This is a genomic window from Azonexus sp. IMCC34842 (assembly GCF_050368855.1).
In the GTDB taxonomy this organism is placed as follows: Bacteria; Pseudomonadota; Gammaproteobacteria; order Burkholderiales; family Rhodocyclaceae; genus Azonexus; species Azonexus denitrificans_A.
Genome location: NZ_CP178449.1, coordinates 3,703,882 through 3,728,498 on the forward strand (window position 1 = coordinate 3,703,882; position 24,617 = coordinate 3,728,498).

Annotated in this window: 23 protein-coding genes, 2 tRNA genes and 1 riboswitch; of the genes, 10 read left to right on the forward strand and 15 right to left on the reverse strand. The window is 62.1% G+C overall.

The features are described from left to right. Positions 1–3: 3 nt before the first annotated feature. The 10 genes from ACLIKD_RS17545 to ACLIKD_RS17590 all read right to left on the reverse strand — a co-directional run bounded on the left by ACLIKD_RS17545 (position 4) and on the right by ACLIKD_RS17590 (position 7,957). Complete coding sequence (locus ACLIKD_RS17545; protein ID WP_428826035.1) at positions 4–1,362, reverse strand: TonB-dependent receptor; 1,359 nt, start codon at positions 1,360–1,362, stop codon at positions 4–6. A gap of 97 nt (positions 1,363–1,459) precedes the next feature. After that, on the reverse strand, positions 1,460–1,741 hold the full coding sequence (locus tag ACLIKD_RS17550) for a hypothetical protein (RefSeq protein WP_428826036.1): 282 nt from the start codon (positions 1,739–1,741) through the stop codon (positions 1,460–1,462). 9 nt (positions 1,742–1,750) lie between these two features. Beyond that, positions 1,751–2,944, reverse strand: a complete 1,194-nt coding sequence (locus ACLIKD_RS17555) for a class I SAM-dependent rRNA methyltransferase (RefSeq protein ID WP_428826037.1) — start codon at positions 2,942–2,944, stop codon at positions 1,751–1,753. Positions 2,945–3,017: 73 nt separating this feature from the next. Beyond that, positions 3,018–3,170 (reverse strand): hypothetical protein, encoded by a 153-nt coding sequence (locus ACLIKD_RS17560; RefSeq protein WP_226418023.1) that lies wholly within the window; start codon positions 3,168–3,170, stop codon positions 3,018–3,020. Positions 3,171–3,284: 114 nt separating this feature from the next. Then, positions 3,285–4,178: a tyrosine recombinase XerC gene (xerC, locus tag ACLIKD_RS17565; RefSeq protein ID WP_428826038.1), complete on the reverse strand. Its 894-nt coding sequence runs from the start codon at positions 4,176–4,178 to the stop codon at positions 3,285–3,287. Continuing rightward, the gene (locus ACLIKD_RS17570; protein WP_226418021.1) at positions 4,175–4,846 is read right to left on the reverse strand and encodes a DUF484 family protein; all 672 of its coding nucleotides are present in this window, start codon (positions 4,844–4,846) and stop codon (positions 4,175–4,177) included. The genes xerC and ACLIKD_RS17570 overlap by 4 nt, the downstream gene beginning before the upstream one ends. Beyond that, on the reverse strand, positions 4,843–5,673 hold the full coding sequence (gene dapF, locus ACLIKD_RS17575; RefSeq protein WP_428826039.1) for a diaminopimelate epimerase: 831 nt from the start codon (positions 5,671–5,673) through the stop codon (positions 4,843–4,845). Before dapF ends, ACLIKD_RS17570 begins: the two co-directional genes overlap by 4 nt. A gap of 59 nt (positions 5,674–5,732) precedes the next feature. Next, a complete protein-coding gene (locus ACLIKD_RS17580; protein WP_226418019.1) occupies positions 5,733–6,236 on the reverse strand; it encodes a GNAT family N-acetyltransferase in 504 nt (167 codons plus the stop codon). Continuing rightward, the gene (locus ACLIKD_RS17585; protein ID WP_226418018.1) at positions 6,233–7,108 is read right to left on the reverse strand and encodes a lysophospholipid acyltransferase family protein; all 876 of its coding nucleotides are present in this window, start codon (positions 7,106–7,108) and stop codon (positions 6,233–6,235) included. The genes ACLIKD_RS17580 and ACLIKD_RS17585 overlap by 4 nt, the downstream gene beginning before the upstream one ends. Positions 7,109–7,114: 6 nt before the next feature. Next, positions 7,115–7,957: a lysophospholipid acyltransferase family protein gene (locus ACLIKD_RS17590; protein WP_428826040.1), complete on the reverse strand. Its 843-nt coding sequence runs from the start codon at positions 7,955–7,957 to the stop codon at positions 7,115–7,117. 159 nt (positions 7,958–8,116) lie between these two features. On the opposite strand from ACLIKD_RS17590, the gene metK reads away from it, so the two are divergent. The 8 genes from metK (at position 8,117) to ACLIKD_RS17630 (ending at position 16,549) form a co-directional block, all read left to right on the forward strand. Beyond that, the gene (gene metK / locus ACLIKD_RS17595) at positions 8,117–9,280 is read left to right on the forward strand and encodes a methionine adenosyltransferase (protein ID WP_428826041.1); all 1,164 of its coding nucleotides are present in this window, start codon (positions 8,117–8,119) and stop codon (positions 9,278–9,280) included. A 112-nt stretch (positions 9,281–9,392) separates the two neighbouring features. Continuing rightward, a riboswitch (S-adenosyl-L-homocysteine riboswitch) is annotated at positions 9,393–9,454 on the forward strand. 81 nt (positions 9,455–9,535) lie between these two features. Further along, positions 9,536–10,948, forward strand: coding sequence for an adenosylhomocysteinase (gene ahcY, locus ACLIKD_RS17600; RefSeq protein ID WP_428826042.1), 1,413 nt, complete (start codon positions 9,536–9,538; stop codon positions 10,946–10,948). A 3-nt stretch (positions 10,949–10,951) separates the two neighbouring features. Then, positions 10,952–11,302 (forward strand): phage holin family protein, encoded by a 351-nt coding sequence (locus ACLIKD_RS17605; RefSeq protein WP_428826043.1) that lies wholly within the window; start codon positions 10,952–10,954, stop codon positions 11,300–11,302. After that, a complete protein-coding gene (locus tag ACLIKD_RS17610; protein WP_428826044.1) occupies positions 11,302–12,045 on the forward strand; it encodes a TlyA family RNA methyltransferase in 744 nt (247 codons plus the stop codon). Before ACLIKD_RS17605 ends, ACLIKD_RS17610 begins: the two co-directional genes overlap by 1 nt. Further along, a complete protein-coding gene (metF, locus tag ACLIKD_RS17615) occupies positions 12,042–12,866 on the forward strand; it encodes a methylenetetrahydrofolate reductase [NAD(P)H] (RefSeq protein ID WP_226472049.1) in 825 nt (274 codons plus the stop codon). The genes ACLIKD_RS17610 and metF overlap by 4 nt, the downstream gene beginning before the upstream one ends. Before the next feature lie 136 nt (positions 12,867–13,002). After that, positions 13,003–13,078: transfer RNA gene (locus tag ACLIKD_RS17620), tRNA-Lys, on the forward strand. A 17-nt stretch (positions 13,079–13,095) separates the two neighbouring features. Next, positions 13,096–13,171 (forward strand) — tRNA-Lys (locus tag ACLIKD_RS17625). A gap of 237 nt (positions 13,172–13,408) precedes the next feature. Continuing rightward, the gene (locus ACLIKD_RS17630) at positions 13,409–16,549 is read left to right on the forward strand and encodes an EAL domain-containing protein (RefSeq protein ID WP_428826045.1); all 3,141 of its coding nucleotides are present in this window, start codon (positions 13,409–13,411) and stop codon (positions 16,547–16,549) included. A 109-nt stretch (positions 16,550–16,658) separates the two neighbouring features. Here ACLIKD_RS17630 and ACLIKD_RS17635 read toward each other — a convergent pair whose 3' ends face one another. From ACLIKD_RS17635 to rng, 3 genes are all read right to left on the reverse strand, one after another. Next, entirely contained in the window at positions 16,659–17,081 is a 423-nt protein-coding gene (locus ACLIKD_RS17635) for a ProQ/FINO family protein (protein WP_226418010.1), read from the reverse strand. A gap of 63 nt (positions 17,082–17,144) precedes the next feature. Then, complete coding sequence (locus ACLIKD_RS17640; RefSeq protein ID WP_428828356.1) at positions 17,145–18,020, reverse strand: dienelactone hydrolase family protein; 876 nt, start codon at positions 18,018–18,020, stop codon at positions 17,145–17,147. 21 nt (positions 18,021–18,041) lie between these two features. Continuing rightward, positions 18,042–19,493, reverse strand: coding sequence for a ribonuclease G (gene rng, locus ACLIKD_RS17645; RefSeq protein WP_428826046.1), 1,452 nt, complete (start codon positions 19,491–19,493; stop codon positions 18,042–18,044). A 36-nt stretch (positions 19,494–19,529) separates the two neighbouring features. Between rng and yegQ the strand changes: the two genes are divergently transcribed. Next, positions 19,530–20,822, forward strand: coding sequence for a tRNA 5-hydroxyuridine modification protein YegQ (yegQ, locus tag ACLIKD_RS17650; RefSeq protein WP_428826047.1), 1,293 nt, complete (start codon positions 19,530–19,532; stop codon positions 20,820–20,822). A 64-nt stretch (positions 20,823–20,886) separates the two neighbouring features. Next, positions 20,887–21,996: an acyltransferase family protein gene (locus ACLIKD_RS17655; RefSeq protein ID WP_428826048.1), complete on the forward strand. Its 1,110-nt coding sequence runs from the start codon at positions 20,887–20,889 to the stop codon at positions 21,994–21,996. Here ACLIKD_RS17655 and ACLIKD_RS17660 read toward each other — a convergent pair. Both ACLIKD_RS17660 and maiA read right to left on the reverse strand, forming a co-directional pair. Continuing rightward, complete coding sequence (locus tag ACLIKD_RS17660; RefSeq protein WP_428826049.1) at positions 21,993–23,945, reverse strand: acetoacetate--CoA ligase; 1,953 nt, start codon at positions 23,943–23,945, stop codon at positions 21,993–21,995. The two genes, ACLIKD_RS17655 and ACLIKD_RS17660, sit on opposite strands and share 4 nt — an antisense overlap. Positions 23,946–23,962: 17 nt before the next feature. Then, positions 23,963–24,610, reverse strand: coding sequence for a maleylacetoacetate isomerase (maiA, locus tag ACLIKD_RS17665; protein ID WP_428826050.1), 648 nt, complete (start codon positions 24,608–24,610; stop codon positions 23,963–23,965). Between the last annotated feature and the right edge of the window lie 7 nt (positions 24,611–24,617).

Consider the following 24,617-nt stretch of genomic DNA (forward strand, 5'->3'; position numbering starts at 1 on the left):
CTCCTAGAACTTGTGCGCGCCGTGGGCGCCCAAGCTCATGATGTACTGCATGGTGAGTTGATTGTCGGTAATGCCCTGCATCGATTTGTCCTGGGCAAACTGCAGGCGAACGCGCGAGAACTCGCTCCAGCTGTAATCGATCATCGCCGTGGCTTTCTTCGGCTTGTAGGCGTCGACTGCCAGATTCGCCGCATTGAGACCGAAATCGCGTGTGCCGCTATCGAGTTGCTCGTAACGCAGACCGGCCCGCCATTCGGGTGTGAATTGGTAGACGCCTTGCGCATACCAGCCCGACTGACGCGTCCGGTAACTGCTGTCGACGGCGACATTGCACAGGCTGGCCGCGTCATCCGAACGGCAGCTCAGGGCCCCCTTCTCCTCCCGCGAGAAGTACTCGCTCTGGAACTTGAAGTTCTGGTATTTCGGATTGCCGTTCGGCGCCCATTTCCAGACGAAATCGGCCAACCAAGTTGTCGAGTCGCCGCTGAAGGCCCCCTGTGCGGCAACGCCGGCCAGATCGGTGAAATCGGCGCTACGCTCGCCCGCCTTGGTCTTCAGCCAAGACATGCCGACCCGCCAGCTATTTGAAATCCCGAGGTCGTCGCCGACATGGACATAGAGCGCCGACCCGTTAGCGCCATTGCGATTGCGCTCGGTGCCCGGAAAATTGGCGCCGCGGCCGACCTCCGCACCCAACTCGACAAACAGCGGCGTCGGTGCCAGCCATTTGAGCTGCACGCCATCCTGAGCGTAGCTGTCGCCAAACATGGCCTGGTACATCAGCGGCGCATCGGCGAAATCGCGCGCATGCGGGTGCTGCTCGTTGAGATAGCCGATACCGGAGCGGAAGCGCCCGGCCTTCAGGCCGACGCCATGGCCGATAGCCAGTGACTGGAACCAGGCCTCCTCGACTTCGGCCTGGCCATCGGCCATGGCAATAATTGCTTGGCCGCGCCAGTAAGGATCGATGTTGGCGGCCAGCACGAGCTCCGTTTCATCGGCAGAGAAGCCGCGCTGGTTGGCGCCTTCGATACCGGCCGGGAAAAATCCGGTGATACCGCGGTTCGGAATATCCTTCATCTGGCGAAACTTGCCTTGGAGGATCAGCGACACTTCTGGATTGAAAGCGCTCGCCGAGGCTTGCGCCTGCGGGGCGGCGGCAACCACTGGGGCCTGGGCCGGCTGAGCCGTCTTGCTCTCGGCTTCGGCCAGTTTGTTTTCGAGCGCGGCGATGCGCTGCTCGTAGCTTTGCTTCATTTCGGCGATCTGGGCGCGGATGGCGGCCAGATCGGCATCACTGCCAGCCGCCTGGGCCGCGCACGACGCGGCAAGCAAGGCAGCCATGGCAAAAGACTTCTGCATGGGATTCTCCTGAAAAATGCACTGGTTCGGCCGCCAACGGCGCGTCTCGGTAAAGACAAGCCGTGTCAGGCGGACGACGTTTTAGAAAAGGCAGTTTTCAGGCAGAAGGAGGATCGCGCTGGCGTGCCAGCGGCGGCGGGAAGGCTGTGCGCGCATGCGTTTGCAGCGTTTCCGGCCGCACATAGGCAGTGACGACCGGCGGCAACACCGCCAGCGATGGCAGGGCCGAAGCGAGGTCGTGCGCCGCCAGACAGAGTTCGCAGACGTGCGCCGGCGGCGCCCCCTCGTTGTCCACCGCATGCCCGACGGCATGCGCCCCCGCCGCCAGTTGGGCGAAGAAGAGAACGGCAACGAGAAGAAGATGGCGCAGCGAATTCACGATGAGAGTTTAATCGACCTGGACGAGCAAGCCTTTGAGATATTCGCCTTCCGGAAAGTTCAGTGCCACCGGATGGTCGGCCGCCCCGGCCAGACGCCGGACAATGCGTGCCTCGCGCCCGGCGTCGTGGGCCGCACCGGCGACGATCTTCTGGAACAGCTCGAGGCCGATGCCGCCGGAACAGGAATAGGTCATCAACAGACCGCCCGGCTTCAACAGCTTGAAGCCGAAGACATTGATGTCCTTGTAAGCCTTGGCGGCCCGCTCCGCATGGGCGGCCGAGGGGGCGAACTTGGGCGGATCGAGGACGATCAGGTCGAACAACCGCCCTTCCTTGCGAAAATCGCGCAGCGCCTGGAAGACGTCAGCCTCGCGCCACTCGGCCCGTTCGGCCGGCAGTTGCGAATTCAGCGCCAGATTGGCCTTGGCCTGCTCGAGCGCCGGACCGGAGGAATCGATCGAAAGGACGCTCGCCGCGCCGCCAGCCAGAGCCTGCAGCGAAAAGCCGCCGGTGTAGCAGAAGCAGTTCAGGACATCCTTGCCGGCCGACAACTGGCCGAGCAAGGCGCGGTTGTCGCGCTGGTCGAGATAGAAGCCGGTCTTGTGGCCGCCGACGATATCGACCGCCAGCCTGACCCCGTTTTCCGCAATCGACAGCGGGGTCGTCGGCGCTTCGCCGTACAACCAGCCGGTGGTCGGCTCCAGGCCTTCGAGGCCACGCACGTCGGAATCCGAACGTTCGTAGATGCGGGCGCAGCCGGTCGCCTTGGCCAGCCCGGCAACAATCGCGTGGCGCCACTTGTCGGCCCCGGCCGAAGTCAGCTGCAGCACCACGGTATCGCCGTACTGGTCGGCAATCACCCCGGGCAGCCCGTCCGACTCGGCATGGATCAGCCGCAAGCCGGCCTGGCCACGCAACTCGGGCAGGGCCTGGCGCCGTTCGACGGCCGCCGCAACGCGGCGCTTGAAGAAGGCATCATCCACCGATTCTTCCGGATCGAAAGTCCAGAAACGCCCACGGATCTGCGATTTTGGACTGTACGCCGCACGGCCCAGCGGGCGCAGATTGTCGGCCAGCACCTCGACCGTATCGCCCGGTCGCGCCCGGCCTTCGAGACGCCCGACCGAACCGGCAAACAACCACGGATGATGCTGCTTGAACGCGGAGCGTTCCTTACCCGGCATGAGAATCAGCTGAGCCATGTTTTTCTCGACCTCAAATGCAAGAGGCCCCGGTTACCGCAAGGTAACCGGGGCCCAACAAACCTGAATTGGCTTAAGCGCCCAGTGCCTTGCGATTGCGTGCGTGGCATTCGGCAGCGTAAATGACCTTGAACATGGTCTTGCCGGTGCCCTTGAACAGGCGCTTGGTGGACTTGGAAACGCTGCGGCGTTCCAGCGACGAACGGCGGGTACGATTGATAGCCATGACTAACTCCTTGATTCCGGCGAAATTTTGAACTCCTAATAATAGAGGCTGGCGAAGAAAAGGTCAATTGAAGCTTGTTTTTTGTCAATTTTCCCCGGCCGCCGAAGCCAACCGCTAGCGCTTGGCGCGCGGATGCGCCGAGTCATAGACCTTGGCCAGATGCTGAAAATCGAGATGGGTATAGACCTGCGTCGAAGCGATACTGGCGTGGCCGAGCATTTCCTGCACCGCGCGCAGATCGCCGGACGACTGCAGCACGTGCGAAGCAAAGGAGTGGCGCAGCATGTGCGGATGAACGTGTTGCGGCAGGCCAAGTTGCACGGCACGGCGAGCCAGGCGCAACTGGATCATGCGATGACTGATGCGCGTGCCGCGCCGGCTGACAAAAAGGGCAGCCTCGTCCACCGCCGCCAAGGTATCGCGCAGCGCAGCCCAAGCGGCGAGCGCCTCGCGGGCCTTGCTGCCGACTGGGACAATGCGCGCCTTGCTGCGCTTGCCGAGGACACGAATTTCACCTTCCTCGAGCGCCGATTCAAGGGCTGGGAAATCGAGCGCCGCGAGTTCGGCCAGGCGCAGGCCTGATGAATAGAACAACTCGAACATCGCCGCATCGCGTGCCGCCAGTACCGGATCGGCCTCGTCATCGGGTTCGAGCAGATGCGCCGCCTCATCGACCGACAGGGCATTCGGCAGATGCTTCGGGGATTTCGGGGCGCGAATGCCGTCGCAGGGGTTGGCGCGCACCACGTCGCCTCGCCCCAACCACTTGAAAAAGCCGCGCCAGGCCGACAACAGCCGCGCCAGCGAACGGCCGGAAAGGCCCTGGCCATGCATTTGCGCGACGAAACGGCGAACGTGATGGACCTGCAGTTCGGCCAGCGGCGTTTCGCCAGCCAGCGTCACCAAACGGACGAGATCGCGCCGGTAATTGCTGACGGTATGGGGCGACTGCCGCCGTTGCTCGGCCAGTTCGGCCAGATACGCAGCGACGGCAGCAGTGGAGCTCACAGTACGCTCTTGGTCACCCGGGCGAGCGCGGCGGAAACCATCTCGCCGAGACGTTCGAGGTAAAGCGTGCCCATGTCGGCGTAGAAACGCTGCGTCTCTTCGCTACCCAAGGCGATCATGCCGATCGTGCCACCGCCGTTGCGCAGCGCGATCAGCGCTTGCGAGCGAACGTGATTGGCATGCTCGCCGAACCACGAAGCGGTGCCAAAGCCGGCGGTCGAGCCGCAATACGGACGGCTGAGCGTTTCAGCGAAAACCTGCAGCTCTTCGCTAACGGCGGCGAATTCCGGCAGATCGTCGATGTCGGCCGGCGTGTTCCACAAGCGTAGCGCGACATGCGGCACGGTAAAGTCGTCGCGCAAATGGAAGTTCAACAGATGAATGACCGCCTGGAAGGTTTCAGCGGCAACCAGCGCCACGGCCAGGCGATGCACCTTCTCGCTGATGGCATCGTTTTCCTCGCCAAAGGCAGTCAATTCGGCCAGCTTGCTTTCCGTTTGCCGGTTCTTCTCGCGCAAGGTCAGCATCTGGCGCTCGGCCAGCGAAATGGCGCGGCCGCCATGCGGATGCGGCAGGAAAATCTGCGCGATCAGGTCGGCGTACTGCTCGAAAAATCCAGGGTTGTTCTTCAGGTAATCGGCAACATCTTCGGGGAACAGCGCACTCATAATTCAATTTCTCCAGTGAAGACCGTCATTGCCGGTCCGGTCATCAGCACGGGCCGCTCGGCGCCGCCCCAGACGATGCCCAAATCACCGCCACGCGTGCTGACCCGCACCGGCGAATCGAGCAGGCCGCGGCGAATGCCAGCGACCACCGCGGCGCAAGCACCGGTGCCACAGGCCAGCGTTTCGCCCGACCCGCGTTCATAGACGCGCAATTTGATGGCATGCCGGTCGATCACCTGCATGAAGCCGGCGTTGACCCGCTGCGGAAAGCGTTCGTGGTTTTCGATCAGCGGACCGTGCTCGCCAACCGGCGCCAGATCGACGCTATCGACAACCTGGACGGCATGCGGATTGCCCATCGAGACGACGCTGATGTCGAGTGTTTCGTCTGCCACGTCGAGCGAGTAGATGATCACATCGTCGTCGTGCAGGAAGGGAATCTGGTTTGGCGAGAAGCGCGGAATGCCCATGTCCACGGTGACGCTGCCGTCCGCTTCGAGACGCGGCGCGATGATGCCGCTTTTCGTCTCAACGCGAATTTCGCGCTTGTCGGTCAGCCCTGCTTCATGCACGAAACGGACGAAGCAGCGTGCGCCATTGCCGCACTGCTCGACCTCGCTGCCATCGGCATTGAAGATGCGATACCGAAAATCGATCTCCGGCTGACTGGGCTTTTCGACCAGCAAAATCTGGTCGCAGCCGACGCCGAAATGGCGATCGGCCAGGTAGCGCAGCTGTTCCGGGGTCAGGGAAATCTGCTGACGAATGCCGTCGAGGACAACGAAGTCGTTGCCCAACCCGTGCATTTTCGAGAATTTGAGTTTCACATGCCGCTCCGCTGAGTAATTAAAAAAGAATAGCAGAGACAGCAACTTGTCTCAAATTCTTAAAGTTTTTTCTCCATCACGAAATCGTCCATCACGAAACCGTGACCGATATCGTCGACAATCGCCTCGCGCACGGCAAAACCGTATTTCTTGTACGAACCGATGGCCTTGTCGTTGCGTTTGTTCACCGCCAGGATCACGCACGGATAACCCAGCTTCTTGGCCCGCGCCGCGACATGCGCGATCAGCTGGCCACCGACGCCCTTGCGCTGAACGTCGGGATGAATATAAAGCTTGTCGAGCTTGAATTCACCCTTGTAAATCTCGCTGAAGGCGAAGCCGACGCGGCGTCCTTCATGGAAGGCCTGATCCAGCCACTTGTCGGCGTCCTCGATATCGTCATAGAGCCGTTCGTGGCCGTAACGCTGTTCGAGCATGAAGTCGATCTGTTCCTGGGTGATGATGCCCGGGTAGGTGGCCTGCCAGATTTCGCGGGCCAGTGTCGAGATGGCCGGCACGTCGGGCGGCGTGACGGGACGAATTTCGATATTCAGGCTGCTCATTTGTAAAACCTCTGTTCTCCGGGTGGCCGGGTCTTGAAGCGCTTGTGCAACCAGAAGTACTGTTCCGGCATGCGCAGTACCTGGCTTTCGATAAACCGATTGACATACTCCGTATCCGCCTCGACGCTTGCCCCGGGAAAGTCTTGCCAGGGCGGCATCACCTCGACTTCGTAGCCATCCGCTACCTGACGGGTGATGCAGGCAACCACCCTGGCCCCGGTCAGGCGGACCAGCCGGGCAACCCCCGGGATAGTCGCGGCCTGCACGCCGAAAAACGGTACGAAAATCGATTCCTTCGGACCAAAGTCCATATCTGGCAGATAGTAGAACTGATGCCCCGCCTTCATTGCCTTGATGATGCCGCGCATCCCCTCCTGACGGGAAAAGAGTACGGTCGGGTTAAATCGCTTGCGGCCATCATAAAGCAACTTGTTGAAAACCGGATTCTTCTGGTTTGAATAGACGCTGCAACCGGTGACGTACATCGAAATACGCGTCGCCCCGGCATCGAGACCGACAAAATGCGGCGACAGCAGGATGATCGGTTTGCCTTCCGGATCGTTCAAATGTTCGGCACCGTGGATCCGGATGATGCGCTCCAGTCGTTCCTTCGATGCCCACCAGCCGAGCGTCCGGTCGAGCACGGCGCGACTGAAGGCAATGAAATGGCGGCGCGCCAGATCCTCGCGTTCGGCTTCCGTTTTTTCCGGAAAACACAGGCGCAGATTGGTCAACGCCACCTTGCGCCGCTCGCGACCGACCGCGTACAGCAGGGCACCCAGCGCACCGCCGATAGCCCGCAGGACAGGCAAGGGCAGCCAGTGCAAAAGCCAGAGAAAACCAACCAGAAGATAAGTAAACAATAGTTTCAAGACAAATTACTCCACCGGCGGCGCATCGGCCCCGCCCGGCTGTTTGTAGCGGTTGTAACCCCACAGGTATTGCGTCGGACATTCGCGGACCAGCGCCTCGATCTCATGATTGATCTGCTGCGCGCGCTCCACCGTAGTTCCGCTCAGCGGCTGGCGCGGCGGGTGAAAATGCAGGCGGTAGCCACGCCCAGCCGGCAACCGCTCGCCCCAGGCCATCAATGTCGTCGCCCCGGTTTCGGTCAGGCGCGCCGCCAGGGTCATCGTATAGGCCGGTTTGCCGAAGAACTTGAGCCAGACGCCTTCGCCAACTTTCGGCGCCTGATCCGGCAACATGCCCACCGCTTCGCCTTTTTTCAGCGCCTTGATCAGCGCCCGGACGCCCGACAAATCGGCTGGCGCCAGATGCAGACGCTCGCGCTTGCGGCCATCGAGAATCATTTGCTGGATCGAGGCCTGACGTGGCGGCCGGTAAAGCACGGTCACATCGCCGAAGGCCGAATAATACTGGGCGGTGATCTCGAAACAACCGAGATGCGGCGTCATGAAGACAATGCCCTTGCCGGCCTGCTGTGCCGCCTCGACATGCTCCCAACCGCACACCTCGACGACCTGGGCGTTGGTCTCCGCCAGCGTTCGCAACCAGATGCGGGCCAGTTCGACCATTTGCTTGCCCGCCTCGGCCGCCGCCGCGCCGCGCAGCGATGCATCGACACCGGCTTGCGCCATGTTCTCCCGCACATGGCGACGATAGGTCGGCGACAGCAGATAGGTCAGCCAGCCAAGCCAGCCGCCCAGGCGGTGTACCAGCGACAAAGGTAGCCGGGAAAGTATCCTGAAAAGAAAAACCATGCGACTCCGGGGGTTGATACCCGCCGTGAAAAGTTTAATATTATGGGATCGCCGAGTTAAACAGACAACTTGCGGGGCGATTTACAAATTCTGCTAAAGCGTCACCTGCTCGTGGTCCGAAGCTGGTAGCGCCAGACCAAAGGACCATTGGAGCATCGCATGAGCGAGTACTTCTTCACTTCGGAATCGGTTTCCGAAGGCCATCCCGACAAGGTCGCCGACCAGATTTCCGATGCCATCCTCGATGCCATCCTGGCCCAGGACAAGCATTCCCGCGTCGCCGCCGAAACCCTGTGCAACACCGGGCTGGTCGTACTGGCCGGTGAAATCACCACCAACGCCAACGTCGATTACATCCAGGTGGCGCGCGACACCATCAAGCGCATCGGCTACGACAATACCGAGTACGGTATCGACTACAAGGGCTGCGCCGTGCTGGTCGCCTACGACAAGCAAAGTCCGGACATCGCCCAGGGCGTCAACAAGGCCTACGACGACGGCCTCGACCAAGGTGCCGGCGACCAGGGCCTGATGTTTGGCTACGCCTGTGACGAAACCCCGTCGCTGATGCCGCTGCCGATCTACCTGTCGCACCGCCTCGTCGAGCGCCAGGCCATGCTGCGCAAGGACGGCCGCCTGCCGTGGGCGCGCCCGGACGCCAAGTCGCAGGTCACCATCCGTTACGTCGACGGCAAGCCGCACTCGATCGATACCGTCGTGCTGTCTACCCAGCACTCGCCGGACATCAGCCTGGAAGATCTGCGCGAAGCGACCATTGAAGAAATCATCAAGCCGGTGCTGCCGAAGGAACTGATCAAGGGCGACATCAAGTATCTGGTCAATCCGACCGGCCGCTTCGTCGTCGGTGGCCCGCAGGGCGACTGTGGCCTGACCGGCCGCAAGATCATCGTCGACACCTACGGCGGTGCCGCACCGCACGGCGGTGGCGCCTTCTCCGGCAAGGATCCGTCGAAAGTGGACCGCTCCGCCGCCTATGCCGGTCGTTACGTCGCCAAGAACATCGTTGCCGCCGGCCTCGCCTCGCGCTGCCTGGTGCAGATTTCCTACGCCATCGGCGTTGCCCATCCGACGTCGATCATGGTCGACACCTTCGGCACCGGCAAGGTCAGCAACGAAACCCTGACCGCCCTGATCGCAAAGCACTTCGATCTGCGGCCGAAGGGCATCGTCAACATGCTCGACCTGCTCCGCCCGATCTACCAGAAGACTGCCGCCTACGGCCACTTCGGTCGCGACGAGCCGGAATTCACCTGGGAAAGCACCGATCGCGCCACCCTGCTCAAGGGCGACGCCGGGCTGTAAGCACCACGACGCGCCAACAAAGGGGAGCCATCGCGGCTCCCCTTTTTCGTCAGGACAATTTGAACCGCCAGCGGACCGGCGACAAAATCCAAAACCGGTTTATAATCCTCGACCTACCGAGGGGCGCTGCAGGAGATCACTCCCAGGCTCGGTTTAAAACGGCGCTCACTGATCAACCCTGCCGGGCGCAGGGGGCCGCCGGTGAGCATCAACGCCGTCTTTCCCCTCCCCGTCACAGTTATTTAGGAGCTTACTGTGGCTGAATTCAAAGACTACGTCATCGCCGATCTTTCCCTTGCCGACTGGGGTCGCAAGGAAATCCTCATTGCCGAAACCGAAATGCCCGGCCTGATGGCCATTCGCGAAGAATTCGCGAAGACCCAACCGTTGAAGGGCGCGCGCATCACCGGCTCGCTACACATGACCATCCAGACCGCCGTGCTGATCGAGACGCTGACCGCGCTCGGCGCCGAAGTCCGCTGGGCTTCCTGCAACATCTTCTCGACCCAGGATCATGCCGCTGCCGCCATTGCCGCCGACGGCATCCCGGTCTTCGCGGTCAAGGGCGAAACCCTGGTCGATTACTGGGATTACACCCACCGCATCTTCGAATGGACCGACGGCGGCTATTCGAACATGATTTTGGATGACGGCGGCGATGCCACCCTGCTGCTGCACCTCGGTGCCCGTGCCGAAAAGGACATCTCGCTGCTCGCCAAGCCGGGCTCGGAAGAAGAAACCATCCTGTTCGCCGCGATCAAGGCCAAGCTGGCCGTCGATCCGACCTGGTACTCCGTGCGCCTGGCCCAGATCAAGGGCGTCACCGAAGAAACCACCACCGGCGTCCATCGCCTGTATCAGATGCATCAGCGCGGCGAACTGAAGTTCCCGGGCATCAACGTCAATGACTCGGTCACCAAGTCCAAGTTCGACAATCTCTACGGCTGTCGCGAATCGCTGGTCGACGGCATCAAGCGCGCCACCGACGTGATGATCGCCGGCAAGGTTGCCGTCATCATCGGCTACGGCGACGTCGGCAAGGGCTGCGCCCAGGCCATGCGCGCCCTGTCGGCCCAGGTCTGGGTCACCGAAATCGATCCGATCTGTGCCCTGCAGGCCGCCATGGAAGGCTACCGCGTCGTTACCACCGAATTCGCCGCCGACAAGGCCGACATTTTCGTCACCACGACCGGCAACTTCCACGTCATCACGCATGACCACATGGTCGCGATGAAGAACAATGCCATCGTCTGCAACATCGGTCACTTCGACAACGAAATCGACGTCGCTTCGATCGAGAAGTACCAGTGGGAAGAGATCAAGCCGCAAGTCGATCACGTGATCTTCCCGGACGGTAAGCGCATCATCCTGTTGGCCAAGGGCCGTCTGGTGAACCTCGGCTGCGGCACGGGCCATCCGTCCTACGTGATGAGTTCCAGCTTCGCGAACCAGACGATCGCTCAGATCGAACTGTGGACGGAAGCGGTCAAGGGCTCCAACAAGTACCCGATTGGCGTGTACACGCTGCCCAAGCACCTCGATGAGAAGGTCGCCCGTCTGCAGCTGAAGACGCTGAACGCCCAATTGTCCGAGCTGACCGACGAACAGGCCGCCTACATCAGCGTCCCCAAGGAAGGCCCGTACAAGGCCGACCACTACCGCTACTAAGCCATGCGCCTGCTCGCCATCTGGATCGTCAATGCACTGGCCTTGCTGGTGCTGCCTTATGTGGTGCCTTCGGTTCAGGTGGCGAGTTTCGGCACGGCGCTGATGGTGGCGCTCGTGCTCGGGTTGATCAACGCCGTGCTGCGGCCGCTGCTCATCCTGCTGACCTTGCCGGTCACCCTGCTGACCATGGGCCTGTTCATTTTCGTGATCAACGCCCTGCTCTTCCAGTTGGCCGGCAATCTGGTCGACGGCTTCAATGTCGGCGGCTTCTGGCCAGCGCTGCTCGGCTCCATCGTCTATAGCCTGATCTCCTGGGTCCTCAGCAGCCTGTTCTTTTCAGCCAGGAAACCCTGATGCCGCGGGCCGATCAGCTGCTGGTCGAGTCCGGCCTCGCCGTGTCGCGCACCGCTGCGCAACGATTGATTGCCGCCGGGCGCGTCAGCTGGGCGGGCGGGGTGATCAGCAAACAGTCGCAGGAATTGGCCGCCAATACACCGCTGACCGTGACCAGCGACCCCGACGACCGCTACGTCTCGCGCGGCGGCCTGAAGCTGGCTGGTGCCCTGGGCGAAACCGGCATTGCCGTCGCCGGCAAGACCTGTCTCGACGTCGGCCAATCGACCGGTGGCTTTACCGACCGCCTCCTGCAATCCGGGGCGCGCCATGTGGTCGGCGTCGACGTCGGTCACGACCAGTTGCATCCTCGTCTACTCGCCGATCAACGCGTCACCAGCTTCGAAGGCATCAACTGCCGGGCGCTGAGCCCCGACGATCTCGGCGAAGCGTTCCCGCCAGCCGGTTTCGACCTGATCGTCGGCGACCTCTCCTTCATCTCGCTGACCCTGATCCTGCCACAACTACCGCCTCTGCTGGCCAACCACGGCGACCTGCTGATGCTGGTCAAACCGCAGTTCGAGGTCGGCTTTGGCAAGGTCGCCCGCGGCGGCATCGTCCGCGACTCGACACTTTTTGCCGAAGTCGAAAGCAAGCTCCGCAACTGTGCCCAAAACCTTGGCCTCACCGTCCGCGCCTGGCTCGACAGCCCGATTACCGGCGGCGACGGCAACCGCGAATTTTTCATCTGGTTGAACAAATGAATCCTGAAATCTCCATCGAGTTTTTCCCGCCGCAAACGCCGGAAGGCGTAGACAAGCTGCGTACCGTGCGTGGCGAGCTGGCTAAACTGAAACCCGCCTTCTTTTCGGTGACCTATGGCGCCGGCGGCTCGACCCGGGAACGCACGTTCTCCGTCGTCAAGGAAATCGCCGCCGAAGGCTTCGATGCGGCGCCCCACCTGTCGTGCATCGGTTCGACGCGCGACAGCATTCGCGAAATCCTCGGCGAGTACAAGGCGGCCGGCATCAAACGTACCGTTGCGCTGCGCGGCGACCTGCCCTCGGGCATGGCCGAAGCCGGCGAGTTCCGCTACGCCAACGAGCTGGTCGAATTCATCCGGGCCGAAACCGGCGACTGGTTCAGCATCGAAGTCGCCGCCTACCCGGAGTGGCACCCGCAGGCCCGCAGCCCGAAGGATGACCTCGAAGCCTTCGCCCGCAAGGTCAAGGCCGGCGCCAACTCGGCCATCACCCAGTATTTCTACAACGCCGACGCCTATTTCCATTTCGTCGATGAAGCGCGGGCGCTGGGCGTCACGATACCGATCGTGCCGGGCATCATGCCGATCGCCGGGTTCACCAAGCTGGCCCGTTTCTCGGATGCCTGCGGTGCCGACATCCCGCGCTGGATGCGCAAGAAATTTGAAAGCTATGGCGACGATGCCGAGTCGATTCGTGCCTTCGGTCTCGATGTCGTCACTGAGTTGTGCGAACGCCTGCTCAAGGGCGGCGCCCCCGGTCTGCATTTCTATTGCATGAACCAGTCGGCACTGACCACCGAGATATGCCAGCGACTCGCCTGACCCAAGATTGGCGGCACGAAGCACCGGCAACCTGGAATAGCCCGATTTTTTCAGGCTTTTTCACGAACAATTGTCGACAAACAGCAATTTCGTTGACGCCGGTTTACCCCATCTATATAATTCGCGCTCCCTCGGCGGGTCGGTAGCTCAGTCGGTAGAGCAGCGGACTTTTAATCCGTTGGTCCCGAGTTCGAATCTCGGCCGACCCACCAGTCGCAGAAGGAATCTTGGGGCGCTAGCTCAGTTGGTAGAGCAGCGGACTCTTAATCCGTAGGTCGACAGTTCGAATCTGTCGCGCCCCACCAAGAATTCACCGGATAAAGGCCAATCGTCAGGTTGGCCTTTTTCTTTGTCCATTTTTTGGACTGCTTGCTTCCGGCATGGTTGTCAGCCAAACCGCAATCCATAGAGCGGACATTCACCGAAAACGAGCGGCGCCATCGGTCCTTGACGGGTATGCTCCGTAACATCCGTGCCGTGCAATGGATCAACAAGGCTTTATCGCAACAGGTAGAGCAAGCTCATCAACGGTGAACGTCTGCATGAACTTGAGTATTTTTCAGAACTGGTCGCTCAAGACCCGAGCAACCCTCTTCACGCTGGCCATTTTCCTCGGCGGCCTGTGGACGCTTGCCTTGTACGCCAGCCAGATGCTGCACAACGATATGCAACGCCTGCTCGGCGAGCAGCAGGTTTCGACGGTTACCTTCATCGCCGCCGAGATCAATCGTGAACTCGGGGATCGCTTAAGCGCCCTGAAGGCAACGGCGAAAATCATCAGCCCAACGGTACTGAGCGGCCCGACGACTATTCAGGACTTCCTCGAACAGCGCCCGGTTCTGCAAAACCAGTTCAATGGCGGCATCGCCGTCCTCGATCGCACCGGCACCGCAATTGCCGATGTACCTCGGACAGCCGGACGGATCGGCGTCAACTATCAGGACGTCGAGAGCGTAGCCACCGTGCTGCGCGAGGGGAAAGCGATGATCGCCCGACCGGTGATGGGGAAAAAGCTGCGCGCCCCGATTTTCACGATGCTGGTCCCCATTCTCGATGCCGAGGGCGGCGTCGTCGGCGTCCTGAGCGGGATAACCAACCTGAGCACGCCGAACTTCCTCGATCAGATTACCGAGAACCACTACGGCAGAAGCGGCTACTACCTTCTTCAAGAGCCGAGCGCCAGACTGATCATCACCGGCAGCGGCAAGGCGCACATCATGCAGTCGCTCCCGCCCCCCGGCGTCAACGCGCTGGTCGACCGACACCTTGCCGGCGATGATGAAACGGCGGTCACCGTCGATCCGTTTGGCACCGAAATACTCGCATCGGCACGCCGCATCCCGATCGCCAACTGGCTCGTCGTTGCCGCGTTGCCCACCGCAGAAGCATTTGCCCCGATTCGCGCCATGCAGCAGCGGATGATCGGGGCGACAATCCTGCTCACCGTGCTGGCCGGCCTCCTGACCTGGTGGATGTTGCGACGGCAACTGGCCCCGATGCTGGCGACCATTAAGACATTGGCCAGCCTGGCGGAGAAGGATCAGCCGCTGCGCCCCTTGCCTATCGCCCGTCAGGACGAAGTCGGGCAATTGATCGGCGGCTTCAATCGCTTGCTCGAAACGGTGCGGCAAAGGGAAGAAGCGCTGATCGACAGCGAGGCGCGTTTCCGCAATTTTTTCGAGAAAAATTCCTCGGCGATGCTGATCATCGATCCGGCCACCGGATCCATCAAGGAAGCCAACAAGGCCGCTGCTGCCTATTACGGCTATTCATCGGCGCAACTGACCGGGATGCCGATCAGCAACATCAACACCCTGCCGGCGGCCAGCATTGCGGAGGACAGGCAGCGGGCGATGAAAGAGGAGCGTAACTATTTCCAGTTCCGCCACCGCCTCGCGTCGGGCGAGATCCGCGATGTCGAGGTGCATGCGACACCGATGGAAATGGGCGGACACACCCTGCTGTTCTCGATCATTCACGATATCACCGAACGCAAGCAGGCCGAGGACGATCTGCGCATTGCGGCGGTCGCCTTCGAGTCGCAACAAAGCATGATCGTCACCGATGCCAACCGGGTGATTCTGCGGGTAAACAGGGCCTTCATCGAGAACACCGGCTACAGCACAGAGGAGGTGCTGGGCCAGACACCGCGCCTGCTCCATTCCGGACGCCAGGACAAGGATTTTTATCGCGCGATGTGGGAGACCATCGGCCGCACCGGCGGCTGGCAAGGCGAGGTCTGGGACCGTCGCAAGAATGGCGAAATTTTCCCCAAATGGCTGACCATTACGGCCGTCAAGCGTGATGATGGCGTCGTCACGCATTACATCGGCACGCACCACGACATTACCGAACGCAAGCAGGCCGAAGAAAAAATCGAGGCGCTGGCATTCTTTGACCAGTTGACCGGCTTGCCCAACCGGACGCTGCTACTCGATCGCTTGAAGCAGGCGCAGCGGAGCAGCGCCCGTAGCGGCAACTACTGCGCCTTGCTCTTCCTCGATCTGGACAATTTCAAGACGCTCAACGACACGCTCGGCCACGAGGTCGGCGACCTGCTCCTCAAGCAAGTCGCCCAGCGACTGCTGAGCTGTGTGCGCGAAGGCGACTCGGTCGCCCGCCTGGGCGGCGACGAATTCGTCGTGATTCTCTCCGGCCTGAGCGGCAATGAGCGGGAGGCCGTCAATGGCACCGAGACGGTTGCCGAGAAAATACTTACCGCGCTCAACCAGATTTACCTGCTCGGCGACGTAGGCCATCACAGCACGGCGAGCATTGGCGCCACCTTGTTCAATGGCGCCCGGACACCGATCGACGAGTTGATGAAGCAGAGCGATCTCTCGATGTACAAGGCCAAGTCGGCGGGGCGCAATACCTTTCGCTTCTTCGACCCGGCGATGGAGATCGCCGCCAAGGAACGGGCAGCGCTCGAAGGCGATCTGCGGCGGGCGCTGGCGGAAGGCCAGTTCCTGCTCCATTACCAGGCCCAGATGGCCGATGATGACCGCCTGACCGGGGCGGAAGTCCTCGTCCGCTGGCAGCACCCGCGGCGCGGCATGGTGTCGCCGGCCGATTTCATTCCGCTGGCGGAAGAATCCGGGCTGATCCTGCCGCTCGGCCAGTGGGTTCTGGAAACGGCCTGCCGGCAATTGGCGACCTGGGCGCGCCGGGCCGACATGGCGCATCTGACGCTGGCGGTCAATGTCAGCGCCCATCAACTGCACCAGGCCGACTTCGTCGAGCAGGTCCTCGGCGTTCTGGACGAGAGCGGCGCCAATCCGCAGCACTTGAAGCTGGAGCTGACCGAAAGCCTGCTGGTCGATAACGTCGAGGCGATCATCGAGAAAATGTCCGCACTGAAAGCCAAGGGCGTCGGCTTCTCGCTCGATGACTTCGGCACCGGCTACTCCTCTCTGTCCTACCTCAAGCGCCTGCCGCTCGACCAGTTGAAGATCGATCAGTCCTTCGTCCGCGACGTGCTGATCGACCCGAACGATGCGGCGATTGCCAAAACCGTCGTCGCGCTGGCCCAGAGCCTTGGCCTCGGGGTGATCGCCGAAGGGGTTGAAACGAAAGCGCAGCGCGACTTCCTGGCCAACGCCGGCTGCCATGCCTATCAAGGTTATTTCTTCAGCCGCCCCTTGCCGCTCGCCGACTTCGAGAAATTTGTCGAGCAGCGTTGATTTGCCCGACCGGGCGATGCGTTCTGAAAAACGAAAGGCCAGTCAAAATGACTGGCCTTTTACTGACTGGCTTGCTCGGCCGGAACAGAGCAAAAGCCGGCGCTAACCCTTATTTGCGACCGAATTTTTCGGCCAGCTGACTCAGCTTTGCGGCCCGCACTTGTTCCGCCTTGGCCGCCGCTTCGGCTGCCTTGCGCTGTTCGACCTGCTTCTTGAAGCGCTCGCGCAGCAGCTCGGCAGCGTGCTGACGGTTTTCGTCGGTGACTTCGCCGGCCGGCGTGCCATCCAGATTCAGGCGGACCGTTCCCTTTTCCATTTCCTTCAGGTAGCGGGTCGAGATGGTGTGGCTGCGCATGGCCAGGCGCAGCGCCTTCTTTTCCAGCTCCGGCAACTGGGCAAACACCTGTTTGTCGATACCGATGGCCAGCGGGCTGTGGTTACGGAAAACATCGAAGCGGTTTTGCAGGTCCTTGAGCAGGGCCCGGGCATCGATCGGTTTGGTTGCAGTCGGTTCGGCAGTCGTCATGGTCATACATTGTCTTTTCGAGGCGCGAAGCGTAGCACGAAGGCACGCCGCGCAGCCGCGAAATTAGTGTCACACACCGCTCTTGCGGAACCAGGCCAGCATGCGCTGCCAGCCGTCCTCGGCTTCTTCCTTGCGGTAGCTGGGCCGGTAGTCGGCATGGAAGGCATGCGGGGCGTTGTCATAAACATGAATCTCGGAAACCTTGGCGGCGGCGCTCCCCTGTTTCAGCGCCTTTTCCATGCTCTCGACCGTTTCAAGCGGGATGCCGGTATCCAGCCCGCCATACAGACCGAGCACCGGAGCCATCAACTGGCCGACCAGATCCATCGGCTGCTTCGGCGTGATCTCGCTGGCACCACCGACCAGGCGGCCATACCAGGCCGCCGCGGCCTTCAGTTGCGGATTGTGCGCGCTGTACAGCCAGCTGATCCGGCCGCCCCAGCAGAAGCCGGTAATCGCCAGCCGGTTGGTGTCGGCCCCCTTACTGGCGGCCCAGGCGACACAGGCATCGAGATCGCTCATGACCTGGGCGTCGGGCGTCTTGTAGACGATTTTGGCCAGGATCTCGGGAATGCTGTCGATGCCGCGCGGGTCACCCTGGCGGGCGAAGAGTTCGGGGGCGATGGCGCAGTAACCGGCCTTGGCTAGGCGGCGGCAGGTGTCCTTGATGTATTCATGAACGCCGAAAATCTCGGAGACGACCAGCACCACCGGCGCCTTGCTCGCCCCCTTGGGCAGCGCGCGATAGGCCACCATCTCGCCATCCTTGACCGGCACCTTGATTTCGCCGGCCAGCAGACCGCTGTCGTCGGTCCGGATCGCCGTCTGGGCCATCACCGGCTGGACGGCCAGCGCGAAACCAGCGCCCAGGCTGGTCACGAGAAAACTCCGCCGATCAAAGGATTGGGCCGGGACAAGACTGTCGAATTCCGGATTGGGGTTCATCATGGGTCTCCTTCATGGTCATTACATCAGGACGATGTCGTACTGCTCGGGTGAGTAGCTCGGTTCGGACTGCAGCGAAACGGCCTTGCCGATGAAGTCGGACAGCATGGCCAACGACTGCGACTCTTCGTCGAGAAACAGATCGACGACCGCCGGCCCTGCCAGGATGCGGTATTCACGGGCATTGAACTGGCGCGCCTCGCGCAGCAGCTCGCGGAGAATTTCATAGGCCACGGTGCGCGCCGTCTTGACCTCGCCGCGTCCGCCGCAGGTCGGGCAAGGCTGGCACAGCACATGGGCCAGCGACTCACGGGTACGCTTGCGGGTCATTTCGACCAGACCGAGGGCGGTGAAGCCGTTTACCGTCAGCCGGGTGTGGTCGCGGGCCAGCGCCTTGTTGAATTCGTCGAGCACGGCTTTCTTGTGTTCCTCGTTCTCCATGTCGATGAAATCGACAATGATGATGCCACCGAGGTTCCGCAATCTTAGCTGGCGGGCGATGGTGACCGCCGCTTCGAGGTTGGTCTTGAAGATCGTGTCGTCGAAGTTGCGGACACCGACAAAGCCGCCGGTATTGACGTCGATGGTCGTCATCGCCTCGGTCTGGTCGATGATCAGGTAGCCGCCCGATTTCAGGTCGACGCGGCGGGCCAGCGCTTTCTGGATTTCCTCCTCGACGCCATGCAGGTCGAACAAGGGGCGCTGGCCGGTGTAATGGTCGAGCAGCGGCAGGACGGCGGGCGTGAACTCCTGGGCAAAGGCACTCAGTTTCTGGAAATTTTCGCGGGAGTCGATGACCATGCGCGCCGTTTCCGGATTGACGAAATCGCGCAGCACGCGCTGGCTCAGTGAAAGCTCCTGATAGAGCACACAGGGCGGCGCGCAGGTGCGTGCCTTGTCGCGGATATCGGCCCAGATTTTGCGCAGGTAGGCGATGTCGGTGGCGAATTCCTCGTCGCTGGCATTTTCGGCCATCGTCCGGACGATGAAGCCCCCGGTTTCATCGGCCGGGACCAGCCGGGTGATCCTTTCGCGCAGCGCTTCGCGCTCGGACTCCGCTTCGATGCGTTGCGAAATACCGATATGTTTTTCCTGCGGCAGGTAAACCAGCATCCGCCCGGCAATCGAAATCTGCGTCGACAGTCGGGCACCCTTGGTGCCGATCGGATCCTTGACGACCTGGACGACGATGCTCTGGCCGTCGAAAAGGATTTTCTCGATCGGCCGCTCGGTCGCCGTTTCGCGCGGCTGCCAGATATCCGCCACATGCAGGAAGGCCGTGCGATCCAGGCCGACATCGATGAATGCCGACTGCATGCCGGGCAGGATGCGACAGATGCGGCCGAGATAAACATTGCCGACCAAACCACGGCTCGCCGTGCGTTCGATATGCAGTTCCTGGACCACACCTTGTTGCATCACGGCAACGCGGGTTTCCTGCGGTGTGAAATTGATCAGTATTTCTTCGGACATGAGGGGATAGAATCCAAGGTTTTGCCTGATTCTACTATGCTCAAAGCCCCCGAACTCCTAGCCCCTGCCGGCTCGATCCAGATGATGCGCACCGCCTTCGATTTCGGCGCCGATGCGATCTATGCCGGCCAGCCGCGCTACAGCCTGCGCGTGCGCAATAACGAGTTCGGCACGGTCGCTGCGCTGAAGGAAGGGATTGATGAAGCGCATGCCCGCGGCAAGCAGTTTTTCGTCGTCAGCAACATCTTCCCGCACAACGCCAAGCTCGCCACCTACCTGGCCGACATGGCGCCGGTCGTCGCCCTGAAGCCGGACGCGCTGATCATGTCCGACCCCGGCCTGATCGACATGGTCCGCGAGACCTGGCCGGAACAGGCAGTGCATCTGTCGGTCCAGTCGAACACGGTGAACTGGGCGGCGGTGCGCTTCTGGAAAAAGCTCGGGCTGACCCGCATCATCCTATCGCGCGAATTGTCGCTCGACGAAGTGGCGGAGATCCGCCAGCAATGCCCGGACATCGAACTCGAAGTCTTCATCCATGGCGCGCTGTGCATCGCCTATTCCGGCCGCTGCCTGCTCTCCGGCTACTTCAACCACCGTGACCCGAACCAGGGCAGCTGCACCAACTCCTGCCGCTGGGACTACAAGGTATCGACCTCGGATAACCCCGGCGTGGCGACGAATCAGCCCGTGGCGTTCTACAGCCATCCCGAGCAGGAAATCCTGCTCGAGGAAAGACAGCGTCCGGGCGAGCTAATGCCGATCGAGGAAGACGAGCACGGCACCTACATCATGAATTCGAAGGACCTGCGCGCCATCGAACATGTCCAGCGCCTGGTCGAGATCGGCATCGACTCGCTGAAGATCGAGGGACGGACCAAGAGCGCCTACTACGTCGCGCGCACCGCCCAGTCCTATCGTCAGGCAATCGACGACGCGGTCGCCGGCAAGCCGCTCGACCCTTCGCTGCTGCGCGAACTCGACGGACTGGCCAACCGCGGCTACACCGACGGCTTCTACCAGCGCCACCACGATGCCGATTATCAGAACTACCTGCGCGGCCATTCCGAATCGGACCGCAGCCTCTACGTGGGCGATGCCATCGGTTTTGACGCGGCGCGCGGCCTGATGGAAATCGTCGTCAAGAACCGCTTCAGCGTCGGCGACCGTATCGAATGCGTGCATCCGTCCGGCAACCACATTTCATTGCTGAGCCGCATGGAAAACAAGGCCGGCCAGCCTATCACCGTCGCCCCGGGCAGCGGGCACCGGGTATGGATCGATTTGCCGGCCTTGTACACCAATTCCTTCGTCGCGCGTTTTGTTTAGCTATATCCATATACAGACTGGAACCTCGTTTGGTGCACTGCAGCAGACGGGGTAAAATCCCCCCATGAGTCACCCTGCCAACCGCATGCCGCTGATCGACACCCTCAAGGCGATCGCGGCCATCCTTGTCCTGCTCAATCACTTCTCTTCCTACGGCCCGCTCGCCGCGGTAGCGAGCGAGGCTTTTCCCGACACCTTCGGCTGGCTCTACGGCTATGGCCGGATGGCCGTCCAGGTCTTCCTCGTCATCGCCGGCTTTCTCGCCGCCCGCGGGTTGTCGGCCAACGGTCAGGCGCTCGGCGCCTCGCCGCTGCCGCTGATCTGGAAGCGCTATCTGCGACTAGTCGTGCCCTATCTGGCCGCCATCGGCCTGGCCATTGCCAGCGCCGCCATCGCCGACCACTGGATGGATGACGACGCCATCCCGGCCCGCGCCACCTTCAAGCAGTGGCTGGCCCATGCCCTGTTGCTGCAAAGCCTGCTCGGCTTCGATTCGCTGTCGGCCGGCGTCTGGTATATCGCCATCGACTTCCAGCTCTTCGCGCTGATGGCCATGCTGCTCTGGCTCGGTCGCCGCAAACTGGTCGCCCCGGCACTCGTGCTGAGCGTGGCGATCGCCTCGCTGTTCTGGTTCAACCGCGATGCCGAATGGGACAACTGGGCGCTCTATTTTTTCGGTTCCTACGGACTCGGCGCCGCCGCCTGGTGGGCCTCCGACCGCCGGCAGATGTCGGCCTGGCTGGGGGTCATCGCCACCGTGGTGATCGCCACGCTGATCGTCGATTTCCGCCTGCGCATCGTGCTCGCCCTCGGCATCGCGCTGCTGCTCGGCTTCGGCCGCCGCACCGGCTTCCTGGAAAAATGGCCGGATATCCGGCCGCTGAGCTTTCTCGGCCAGATTTCCTACTCGATCTTCCTGGTGCACTTCCCGGTCTTGCTGCTGGTGAACGGCCTCTACGCCAAGCTAGAGTTCGCCTCGCCCGCCTCGGCCATCGTCGGCCTGCTGCTCGCCCTCGCCGCCAGCATCGGCGCGGCCACGCTGTTCTACCGCTGGATCGAAAGTCCGGCCGCCAGCCAGCGGATTACCGCGGCGCTCGGCTGGCTGTTCGGCAAGGGCGAGGAACTGGCGCGCAAGGTGCCCGGCCTGGCCACCCTGCTCGCCCGCCGCGCCTAGTCGGCCAGTTCGACCCGGCCCCGGAAGTATTCCAGCGCTTCCGGGTTGGCCAGCGCTTCGACGTTTTTCACCGGCTGCGCATGCACGACATTGCGCACCGCCAGTTCGACGATCTTGCCCGACTTGGTACGCGGAATGTCCGTCACCTGCACCACCTTGGCCGGGACGTGACGCGGCGTCGTGTTGTCGCGGATCTGCTTCTTGACCCGGTCGATCAGCGCGGCATCCAGCGTGTGGCCGTCCTGCAGCTTGACGAACAGCACGACGCGGACATCGTCGTTCTTGCCCGGCGGCCAGTCCTGGCCGACCACCAGCGCTTCGACGATTTCCGGCAACTGCTCGACCTGGCGGTAGATTTCCGCCGTACCGATACGCACCCCGCCGGGATTCAGCGTCGCGTCGGAGCGGCCGTAGATGATCACGCCATCGTGTGCCGTCAGTTCCGAAAAATCGCCGTGACACCAGATGTCGGCGAAGCGCTCGAAGTAGGCGGCGTGGTATTTCCGGCCGTCGGGATCGTTCCAGAAACCGACCGGCATCACCGGAAACGGTTTGGTGCACACCAGCTCGCCTTTTTCGGAACGGACCGGCTGGCCGGCGTCGTTAAACACATCGACGGCCATACCCAGACCGCGACACTGGATTTCGCCGCGATAGACCGGCAAGACCGGGTTGCCGAGCACGAAGCAGGAAACGATGTCGGTGCCGCCGGAAATCGAGGCGAGCAGGATGTCCTGCTTGATCTCGCGATAGACCCAGTCGAAACCTTCCGGCGACAGCGGGCTGCCGGTCGAGAACATGGCGCGCAGCGCTGCCAGGTCGTGCGTCTTGCCCGGCGTCAGACCAAGCTTGGCGGCCGCGTCGATGAATTTGGCGGAAGTGCCGAAATGGGTCATTTTCTCGGCTTCGGCATAGTCGAACAGCACCCTGCCCTTGGCGGCGAACGGCGAACCGTCGTAGAGCAGCAGCGTGGCGCCGCAGGCCAGGCCGGAAACCAGCCAGTTCCACATCATCCAGCCGCAGGTCGTGAAGTAGAACAGCCGGTCGCCGGGGCGCACGTCGCTGTGCAGCTGGTGTTCCTTGAGGTGCTGCAGCAGCACGCCGCCGTGGCAATGGACGATGCATTTCGGCACGCCGGTGGTGCCGGAAGAAAACATGATGAACAGCGGATGGTCGAAGGCGACGCGCCGGAAACTGACCGCCTCGGTTGCGGCCGGCAAGGCATTCCAGGCGATGGCCCCGGCGATGCCATCGACGGCCGGCGCGGCAGCGAGATACGGCACGACGACGGTGCGGAGCAGCGACGGCATTTTCGCAACGATCTCGGCGTTCTTTTCCAGGCAATCGACCGGCTTGCCGTTGTACCAGTAGCCATCGACGCAGATCAGCACCTTCGGTTCGATCTGGCCGAAACGGTCGAGCACGCCCTGCACACCGAAATCGGGCGAGGCGGACGACCAGATGGCGCCGAGCGCCGTGGTCGCCAGCATGGCGATCAGTGTCTCCGGCAGATTGGGCAGGTAGCCGGCGACCCGGTCGCCCTCACCGACCCCGGCGGCGATCAGGAACTGCTGGAAGCGGGCGACTTCGCCATGCAGTTCGGCCCGGCTCAGCCGCCGCTTGATCTTGTCCTCGCCCCAGAAGACCAGCGCCTCGCCGGCATCGCGATGCTTCAGCACATTTTCCGCGTAGTTCAGCCGGGCATCCGGGAACCAGCGGGCACCCGGCATTTTCTCGCCATCGACCAGGACGCGACCGCCTGCTTCGCCGACCGCGCCGCAAAAGCGCCAGATCTGCGACCAGAACTCGGCCGGCTGGTCCACTGACCACTGCCAGAGCTCGGCATAGGGCGCCCGGCCCATCGCCTGCATGAACTGCGCCATGCGCGTATCGCCGACAGTGGCGGGATTGGGTTTCCACAACGGGGTTGAATCGATGGCGTAAGTCATGTCGTCTCCGGTATTTTTTACTCGGCGTCCGGCTGATTGGCCGGCGCGGCATTCTGGAAAGCGGGCAGCGCCTCGCAAGCGGCGACGATGCGCTGGATGGTCGGCATTTTATCGAGGGGACAGTTGAAACGGCGCGCATTGAAGACCTGCGGCACCAGACAGCAATCGGCCAGCGTCGGCGCCTGGCCATGACAGAAAGTGGCGGTGCCGGGCTGGGCGACCAGCATCTGTTCGATGGCCAGCAGGCCTTCGATCACCCAATGGCGATACCAGGCATCCTTCTGTTCCTTGCTGGCGCCGAATTCGCGGCCCAGGTAGTTGAGTACCCGCAGGTTGTTCACCGGGTGGATGTCGCAGGCGATGGTCTGAGCCAGCGCCCGGACACGCGCCCGCCCTTCGGCCGAGGCCGGCATCAGCGGCGGCAGCGGATGCGTTTCGTCAAGGTATTCGATGATCGCCAGCGACTGGGTCATCGCCCCCGCCCCGGCATCCAGCGTCGGCACCGTGCCGAGCGGGCTCAGGGCGCGATAGTCGGGCTGGTTCTGCTGGCCGCCATCGCGCAGCAGATGCACCGGCACCGTTTCGTAAGGCAGGCCCTTCAAATTGAGCGCGATGCGCACCCGGTAAGCGGCGGAACTGCGGAAATAACTGTACAACTTGAGCATGACAACT

Excerpts from the sequence above, each read along its gene's own strand:
- ACLIKD_RS17635 (WP_226418010.1), bottom strand. The coding sequence starts at position 17,081 with ATGACCATGACGACTGCCGAACCGACTGCAACCAAACCGATCGATGCC.
- ACLIKD_RS17580 (WP_226418019.1), bottom strand. The coding sequence starts at position 6,236 with ATGAGCAGCCTGAATATCGAAATTCGTCCCGTCACGCCGCCCGACGTG.
- ACLIKD_RS17605 (WP_428826043.1), top strand. The coding sequence starts at position 10,952 with ATGCGCCTGCTCGCCATCTGGATCGTCAATGCACTGGCCTTGCTGGTG.
- metK (WP_428826041.1), top strand. The coding sequence starts at position 8,117 with ATGAGCGAGTACTTCTTCACTTCGGAATCGGTTTCCGAAGGCCATCCC.
- rng (WP_428826046.1), bottom strand. The coding sequence starts at position 19,493 with ATGTCCGAAGAAATACTGATCAATTTCACACCGCAGGAAACCCGCGTT.
- maiA (WP_428826050.1), bottom strand. The coding sequence starts at position 24,610 with ATGCTCAAGTTGTACAGTTATTTCCGCAGTTCCGCCGCTTACCGGGTG.
- ACLIKD_RS17560 (WP_226418023.1), bottom strand. The coding sequence starts at position 3,170 with ATGGCTATCAATCGTACCCGCCGTTCGTCGCTGGAACGCCGCAGCGTT.
- yegQ (WP_428826047.1), top strand. The coding sequence starts at position 19,530 with ATGCTCAAAGCCCCCGAACTCCTAGCCCCTGCCGGCTCGATCCAGATG.
- ACLIKD_RS17545 (WP_428826035.1), bottom strand. The coding sequence starts at position 1,362 with ATGCAGAAGTCTTTTGCCATGGCTGCCTTGCTTGCCGCGTCGTGCGCG.
- ACLIKD_RS17590 (WP_428826040.1), bottom strand. The coding sequence starts at position 7,957 with ATGGTTTTTCTTTTCAGGATACTTTCCCGGCTACCTTTGTCGCTGGTA.
- ACLIKD_RS17640 (WP_428828356.1), bottom strand. The coding sequence starts at position 18,020 with ATGAACCCCAATCCGGAATTCGACAGTCTTGTCCCGGCCCAATCCTTT.
- ACLIKD_RS17655 (WP_428826048.1), top strand. The coding sequence starts at position 20,887 with ATGAGTCACCCTGCCAACCGCATGCCGCTGATCGACACCCTCAAGGCG.
- ACLIKD_RS17610 (WP_428826044.1), top strand. The coding sequence starts at position 11,302 with ATGCCGCGGGCCGATCAGCTGCTGGTCGAGTCCGGCCTCGCCGTGTCG.
- metF (WP_226472049.1), top strand. The coding sequence starts at position 12,042 with ATGAATCCTGAAATCTCCATCGAGTTTTTCCCGCCGCAAACGCCGGAA.
- ACLIKD_RS17660 (WP_428826049.1), bottom strand. The coding sequence starts at position 23,945 with ATGACTTACGCCATCGATTCAACCCCGTTGTGGAAACCCAATCCCGCC.
- ACLIKD_RS17570 (WP_226418021.1), bottom strand. The coding sequence starts at position 4,846 with ATGAGTGCGCTGTTCCCCGAAGATGTTGCCGATTACCTGAAGAACAAC.
- ACLIKD_RS17555 (WP_428826037.1), bottom strand. The coding sequence starts at position 2,944 with ATGGCTCAGCTGATTCTCATGCCGGGTAAGGAACGCTCCGCGTTCAAG.
- ACLIKD_RS17630 (WP_428826045.1), top strand. The coding sequence starts at position 13,409 with ATGAACTTGAGTATTTTTCAGAACTGGTCGCTCAAGACCCGAGCAACC.